The 7,267-nt window shown below is 64.7% G+C and carries 6 protein-coding genes; 1 reads left to right on the top strand and 5 read right to left on the bottom strand.

Translation table 11 applies throughout. From position 1 onward, the window contains the following. Positions 1-288 precede the first annotated feature (288 nt). A complete protein-coding gene (locus AC6H42_RS33000) occupies positions 289-1,503 on the top strand; it encodes a sensor histidine kinase (protein WP_497549930.1) in 1,215 nt (404 codons plus the stop codon). A 21-nt stretch (positions 1,504-1,524) separates the two neighbouring features. Here AC6H42_RS33000 and AC6H42_RS32995 read toward each other — a convergent pair whose 3' ends face one another. The 5 genes from AC6H42_RS32995 to AC6H42_RS32975 are packed head-to-tail and all read right to left on the bottom strand — an operon-like array spanning position 1,525 to position 7,071. Next, entirely contained in the window at positions 1,525-2,745 is a 1,221-nt protein-coding gene (locus tag AC6H42_RS32995) for an EAL domain-containing response regulator (protein ID WP_497549929.1), read from the bottom strand. Positions 2,746-2,753: 8 nt separating this feature from the next. Further along, positions 2,754-3,836 carry a protein-glutamate methylesterase/protein-glutamine glutaminase gene (locus AC6H42_RS32990; protein WP_057156232.1) on the bottom strand — a complete coding sequence of 361 codons (1,083 nt, stop codon included), beginning with the start codon at positions 3,834-3,836 and terminating at the stop codon, positions 2,754-2,756. Next, complete coding sequence (locus AC6H42_RS32985; RefSeq protein ID WP_200953983.1) at positions 3,833-4,345, bottom strand: chemotaxis protein CheD; 513 nt, start codon at positions 4,343-4,345, stop codon at positions 3,833-3,835. Before AC6H42_RS32985 ends, AC6H42_RS32990 begins: the two co-directional genes overlap by 4 nt. A gap of 7 nt (positions 4,346-4,352) precedes the next feature. Further along, entirely contained in the window at positions 4,353-5,162 is an 810-nt protein-coding gene (locus AC6H42_RS32980) for a CheR family methyltransferase (protein WP_057156231.1), read from the bottom strand. Positions 5,163-5,175: 13 nt separating this feature from the next. After that, entirely contained in the window at positions 5,176-7,071 is a 1,896-nt protein-coding gene (locus tag AC6H42_RS32975) for a methyl-accepting chemotaxis protein (RefSeq protein ID WP_082551899.1), read from the bottom strand. Positions 7,072-7,267 lie beyond the last annotated feature (196 nt).

Here is a 7,267-nt window from a genome sequence, read left to right as displayed (position 1 = left end):
CTAAGAGGCTTGCGCCTCCGGCATCATCATCAAACGCCCACACTTATCGACTGTTAATTTTTAAAGAATTCTGCGTTACTTGCTGAAGCGTTTTGTTCAGCAGCAGAGAGGCGATATTATGAGGCTTGTCGATACTTCCGTCAACCCTCTTTTCTCTTCTCATCCAGCGCTGCGTGTGTTCAGCAGCGCGGGGACAGAACTATAGCAAAGCCTGCCCCGCCTTGCAACAGTGTTTTTGGAATATACTTTCCGCAGCAGGTGTTGCAGCCATATTCGACAGGAGTCAGGATGGTCCCACATGAACTGCCGGCCGGAAGTCCGCCCACCATACTGGTGGTGGATGACTCGCCTTCATTCCTGACCGCCCTGCTCGATCACCTGTCTTCCCGGGGCTTCCTGGTGCTGATTGCCCGCCATGCGGAAGAAGGCCTGATGCGCGCGGAGTTCGGCCTGCCCGACTTGGTGCTGATGGACGTGGTGCTGCCGGGCATGGACGGCTTCGAAGCCTGCCGCCGCCTGAAGGCCAGCGAGGCCACCCGCGATATCCCCGTCATCTTCATGACCAGCCTGGCCGACGCGCGCCAGAAGGTCAGCGGCTTCGAAGCCGGCGGCGTCGATTACATCACCAAGCCCTTCCAGATCGAGGAAGTGCTGGCCCGCATCAACACCCATTTGGAATTGCGCAAGGCCAACCGGGACCTGCAGCAAATGTTCGAACAGTTAAACCGCGCGAAAGAGGAACTGGTGCATAGCGAAAAGCTGGCGGCGCTGGGCGCGCTGGTTGCCGGCATCTCGCACGAGCTCAACACGCCCATCGGCAACAGCCTGATGATCGCCAGCGCTTTCGAGGACCAGACCAACGAGATCCGCGCCATGTTCAGCCGGGGCGAGCCGATGAAACGCTCGGTGTTCGACAGCTATCTGTCGAACGCGAATACGGCGGTGGAGGTGCTGGTGCGCAATCTGCACCGCGCGGCCGACATGGTGTCGAACTTCAAGCAAGTGGCGGTGGACCAGACCAGTGCCCAGCGCCGCACCTTCCTGCTGGCGGACGTAGTGTCCGGCAATGTGCTGACCTTGTTGCCCACCATACGCCGCACGCCTTACACGGTGACGCAGGACATTCCGCCGGCGCTGATGATGGACAGCTATCCCGGTCCGCTGGGCCAAGTCATCACCAACCTGCTGACCAACGCCATTACGCACGGACTGGACGGGCGCGATTACGGCACTATCGCGATCAGCTCCAGCGGAGAAGAACAGGGCAGCGTGGTGCTGACCATTTCCGACGACGGCAAGGGCATCAGCGCGGACAACCTGCTGCACATCTACGAACCTTTTTTCACCACCAAGCTTGGAGTGGGCGGCTCGGGGCTGGGGCTGCACATCGTGCACAATATCGTCGGCGATATCCTGGGCGGGCGCATCGATGTGCGCAGCACGCCCGGCGCCGGCACCACCTTCACTTTGACCTTGCCGATCACGGCGCCGATGCGTGCGTAGGACACGCCCGCCTATCCCACCCTACGCGGTTTGCGCCAGCTCTTTTAACCGCCTGCGGTTGTTCTTGATCCAGCCAGCCAGCGCGCTGCCGGGCATGGGCGCGGCCACCAGCGCGCCTTGCGCCAGTTCGCAGCCCAGGCTGCGCAGCAAGGCCAAATCCTCCACCAGCTCGACGCCTTCGGCGACGGCCGCCATGCCCATCTGGTGCGCGGCGGCCAGCGATTGCTGCAGCAGCGCCTGGCGCGGCGGATGCTGTGACGCTTCGTGCACGATGACGGGGTCGATGCGCAGCTCGGTCAGCGGGCAGCGCGCCAGGTGCTGCTGCGTGGTGTGGCCGGCGCGGTAGCCTCCCAGCGCCAGGCCGAAGCCCCGCACGCCCAGGTGCGCCAGGTTGGCAATGGTGAGCGGCGCACCGCACGCCAGCACCGGCTCCTGGCATTCCCAGGTCACGGTGCGCGGTTCCAGGCCCAGTTCGCGCACCAGGGCACTGAGCCGGTCAATCTGGCTGCGGTCGGCCAGGGTCTCCACCGGCAGCTTGATCGACAGGCCCAGCGAGATCAGGCCGATGTCATGCCAGGCACGCAGCTGGCGCAGCGCCTGCGCCGCGATGTCCGCCGTCAGCGGCGCGATCCAGTCCGTGCCAGGCAAGGCGGGAAGAAAGCGCTCCGCGCGTATCAGGCCGCGCTCCGGGTGCATCCAGCACGGCTGCACGTCCAGGCTGCGCAACATGCCGCTGGCGATCTCGATGCGCGGCTCGTAGTAGGGCAGGAAGCGGCCGTCCGCCAGCGCCGCTTCCACTTCGGCCGGTGCCGGCAAGCCGGTGGCAGTAGCCTGGCGCAGCCCGCCGGCGTCGGCCCGCGCCAGGATCTCGCCAAGCCTGTCGAAATGCAGCGGCTTGAGCGCGGTCCCCAGCAGCACCAGGCGCGCCGCGCGCTGCGCCATACTGGCCTGTGCTTCCTGCAGCCGTTCTTCGCGCGCGCTGGCCACCACCAGGCTGGCAGCGAGCTCCAGCTCGCACAGATGGCGCATCAACTCGATACCGTCCATGCCGGGCATGTCCATATCGGTCAGCACCAGTTCCACCGGCACGCCGCGCGCATTGAGCTTGCGCAGCGCATCGATGCCGTCGCAAGCCAGCAGCACGTCGCCGAAGCCGGCCTGGCGCAGCAGCCCGGCCATGTGGTCGCGCTGGACAGGGCTGTCCTCCACCACCATCGCCGTGCAGCCGCTCCAGTCAGCCATGGACTGCCTCAGGCCAGGAAGGAATTCATCTGCTGCACGATCTCGCGGCCGATCTGGTCCAGCGTCACGGTGCGCTCCACGCCGCCGCGCTTGACGGCTTCCTTCGGCATGCCGTACACCACGCAGCTGGCTTCATCCTGCGCCACCGTGTAGGCGCCGGCGTTGCGCATCTCCAGCAGGCCGGCCGCGCCGTCATCGCCCATGCCGGTCATGATCACGCCCAGCGCGTTCGAGCCGGCGCACTTCGCCACGGAGCGGAACAGCACATCGACCGAAGGCCGGTGCCGGTTCACCAGCGGGCCGTCCATCACTTCCACAAAATACTGGGCACCGTTGCGGCGCAACAGCATGTGCTTGCCGCCCGGCGCGATCAGCGCGCGGCCGGGCGTGACGCGGTCCCCGGTCTGCGCTTCCTTGACGGTGATCTCGCACACGGAATTCAGGCGCTCGGCAAAGGCAGCCGTGAACTTCTCCGGCATGTGCTGCACGATGACGATGCCGGGCGACACGCGCGGCAGCGACGTGAGCACCACTTCCAGCGCCTGCGTGCCGCCGGTGGAGGTGCCGATGGCCACCACGCGCTCGGTGGTCTGCGTCATGGCGCGGCCGTCGGCGGCAGGCAGGATGGCGTCGGCGGTGAGCTTGGCCACCGGCTGCAAGGGCGCGGCGCGTCCGGCCAGGCGGCGCACATTGGCCACGGCGGCGGCACGCACCGCGCCCACCAGTTCGTCCGAGCTGTCGTTCAGGAACTGCTTCAGTTCCAGCTTGGGCTTGGTGATGATGGAGACCGCGCCGGCGGCCATGGCCTCCATGGTGGTCTTGGCCGCCTTGGCCGTCAGCGTGGAGCAGATCACCACCGGCGTGGGGCGCTCGGCCATGATCTTGCGCAGGAAGGTGATGCCGTCCATGCGCGGCATTTCCACGTCCAGCACGATCACGTCCGGCCACACCGTCTTCATGCGCTCCATGGCCAGGATGGGATCGGCCACCGCATGCAGCACCTGGATGTCCGGCGCCTTGTTCAGCAGCGCGGTGACGACCTGGCGTACCACGGCCGAATCGTCCACCACCATCACATTGATTTTCTTCATAAGCGCTCCTTCAACGACTTGACCCCGGGTGTGCCAGGCGGCCCCTGGCGCACCCACACGTCGCCGGTCCTGACGTTGAAAATAATATGGCGGTGACCGACGCCGAACAGGCTTTCGGACACCACCGGTATCTTGTGCTGCTCAAGCAGGCGTTCGGCTGTCTCGCCGTTGCGCCGTCCTATCCCCATGCTGTCGCCGCGTTCTATGCCGGGGAACATCATGCCGCCGCCAAACACCTTGGCCTGGCATTCGGCCGGATTGATGCCGGCCTGTTCCAGGTCCGCCAGCATCAGCTCCAGCGCGCCTTCGCAATAGCGCCCATTCAGCTGGCCGACATTCTTGGCGTCCTTGTCGCCCATGGTCAGCAGGAAGTGCGACATGGCGCCCACCCGCGCCAGTGGATGCCAAAGCGTAATCGATACGCAGGAACCGAGCAAGGTTCGTATCCTGTGCCGTGCGTCGCCGACAAAATGTTGGCCGGGCAGCAAGAAGACGTCAATGACGGCCATGGCGGCCTCATACCTTGCGATAAACCGACGGCGCCAGCACCTGCAGCGGACCGCCCATGTCGTGCAGGCTCTCGGAGTGGCCAATCAGCAGGTGGCCGCCAGGCCGCAACGCGCCCAGCAAACGCCCCACCACCTCGTGCTTGGTCGAGGGACTGAAGTAGATCAGCACGTTGCGCAGGAAGATCACGTCGAACTGGCCGAACTTGGGCGGCGTGGGCGAGTTCAGGTTCACCTGGTGAAATTGCACCCGCTGGCGCAGGCTCTTTTCCACCAGCAGCGTGCCGTCCTGCTCGGCCACGCCGCGCAAGCAGTAGCGCTTCAGGTAGGCGGGAGGAATGTGGCTGGTGCGCTCGCGCACGTAATGGCCGGTGCGCGCCGCCGCCAGCACGCGGGTGCTGATGTCGGACGCGTACAGCTCCCATTCCTGGCCGCCCAGCACGTCGTCCAGCACCATGGCGATGCTGTACGGCTCCTCGCCAGTGGAGCAGGCCGCGCTCCACACCCGGAACGGGCGCCGCTGCGACAGCGCTTCGGCAGCCAGCTTGCGCAACAGGTCGAAGTGCTTGGACTCGCGGAAAAAATAGGTTTCGTTAGTGGTCAGCAGATCGACAGCGGTCTGGGTTTCGGCCGGGGACTGGCCGCTGGCGATCATGTTGAAATACGCGCCGTAGCTGGTGAGCTTGTGGTGCGCGAGGCGCTTGGCCAGTCGGCCGCTGACCAGCGCCTTTTTTCCTGGCGCCAGCGTGATTCCGGCCACTTCGTAGATGAAGCGCTGGAACTGGGTAAATTCCCGATCGGAGATGGGTTCGGCAGTCATCGGATCAGGAACCTCAGAAACGCGTGAATTGCGATTCGTCCGGCTCCGTCTCGGCGCCCATCACTTTGCGCGGCGCGGGCCGCACGGCGGCGGCCCGGACCGGCGCCTGGCGCACGCCGGCGCGGCCGCGCGCAGCCCGCGCCGGCGCCGCCACCGCGCCCACATTGAAGAAGGCCATGGTGTGCTGCAGCTCCTCGGCCTGGCTGCTCATTTCCTCGGCGGTCGATGCCAGTTCCTCGGAACCGGCCGCGTTCTGCTGCGTGGTCTGGCTCAACTGGCCCATCGCCATATTGATCTGGCTGACGCCGGTGGCCTGCTCTTCGGAGGCGGCGGTAATTTCCTGCACCAGGTCGGATGTCTTTTTAATATTGGGCACCATGGAGTCGAGCAAGGTGCCAGCCTTCTCGGCCAGGTTCACGCTGCTGCCGGCCACGTTGCCGATTTCCTGGGCCGCCACCTGCGCGCGCTCGGCCAGCTTGCGCACCTCGGCCGCCACCACCGCGAAGCCCTTGCCATGCTCGCCGGCGCGCGCCGCCTCGATGGCGGCGTTCAGGGCCAGCAGGTTGGTCTGGTAGGCGATATCGTCGATGATGACGATCTTGGTGGCGATCTGTTTCATGGCCGCTACGGTTTCCTTCACCGCCGATCCACCCTCGGTGGCCTCCGTCGCCGCTTTGCTGGCCATGGCGTCGGTGACCTTGGCGTTCTCGGTGTTCTGGCTGATGGAGGCCGTCATCTGCTCCATCGAAGCGCTGCTTTCTTCCACACTGGCGGCCTGCTCGCTGGCCGCCTGCGACAGCGACTGCGCCGTGGCGCTGACCTGCTCGGAAGCAGCGGCCAGCGCCGCCGCGCTGTCGTTCACTTCGGACACCACCTGCGACAGCTTGGCCACCGCAGAATTGGCGAAGCCCATCATCTCGCCAAACGCGCCTTCGTATTTCTTGTCGATGGTGCGAGTCAGGTCGCCGCCGGCGATGGCTTCCATCATGCCCACCATGTCGTCGATGCCGCCCTGGGTGGTGGTCACAAGCTGGTTCAGGCCTTCGCCCATCTCCTTCTGGAAGCCTTGCAGGCCCTGCAGGTCGACGCGGCTGCTGAAGTCGCCCTTGTTGGCGGCCTGCACCGCCGCGCGCTGGCCGTCGATCACCTGTTTCAGCTTGGCCACCATATTGCCCATGGCGCGCAGCAGCTGCCCGGTTTCGTCTTTGGCTCCGGACTGCAGCGACACCGCCAGGTCGCCTTCGGCCAGGCGGTTGGCTGCCTGCACCGCGTTATCCAGGGGCAGCGTGATGCTGCGCGTGATGAAGACGGCGGCCAGTATCGACAGGATCACCAGCAGCACCAGCGCGGAGACGATGAGCTGGCGCGCACGGGCGCTGACTGCGGTCATCTTTTCGTCGGAAGCCTTGGTGGTCTGGGCCGTGATCTTGCGCAGCTGCTCCAGCGCATCGGCCAGCGGCTTGTCGGCGCCGCTGACGGACTTGTCGAGTGTTTCGGCATCTTTGACGCCACTTGCGCGAAGTTCAACGATCTTGCCGAGAGCGGTGCGGTACAGGATGGTGTCCTGGTGGACCTTGGCGAGGATGCGTTCTTCCTCGGAAGTCATGCGGCCGGTGGCCTTGTAGTCGTCGTCGATGCTATCGATGATGTCCAGTTGGGCGATCAGGCGCTTGTCGTAGTCTTCGCCGCGCAGCACGTAATTCTTGAACATCTGGACCGCGCTGCCCAGCGCCACCGAACCCTTGGTGGTGGCATTGGACTTGGCAATGGCATCTTCCTTGACGGTCTGCCACTGGCTGTTCATGGCGGAGATCTCGCTGTAAGCCATCAGGCCGAACAGCAGCGACAGCAAGGTCAGCAAACCGAATGCAAAACCAAGACGCTTCCCGATCGAGAATTTCCCCAGCATGGCCACCCTCCAGTCTAGTGATGTCTTCACATGCTAGGCTGAGCCCTACCTGCAAGCAATAGAAACCGGGAAAAAAGCAGCCTCCAAGCCACAAACGCAAAAAAGCCCCACCAGATCACTGGCGGGGCTTTTTCATATAACTAGCCTGACGATAACCTACTTTCACACTGGTTGCAGCACTATCATCGGCGCAAAA

The organism is Massilia sp. NBRC 108631 (assembly GCF_059704565.1).
This window is presented reverse-complemented; position numbering and strand designations above follow the sequence as displayed.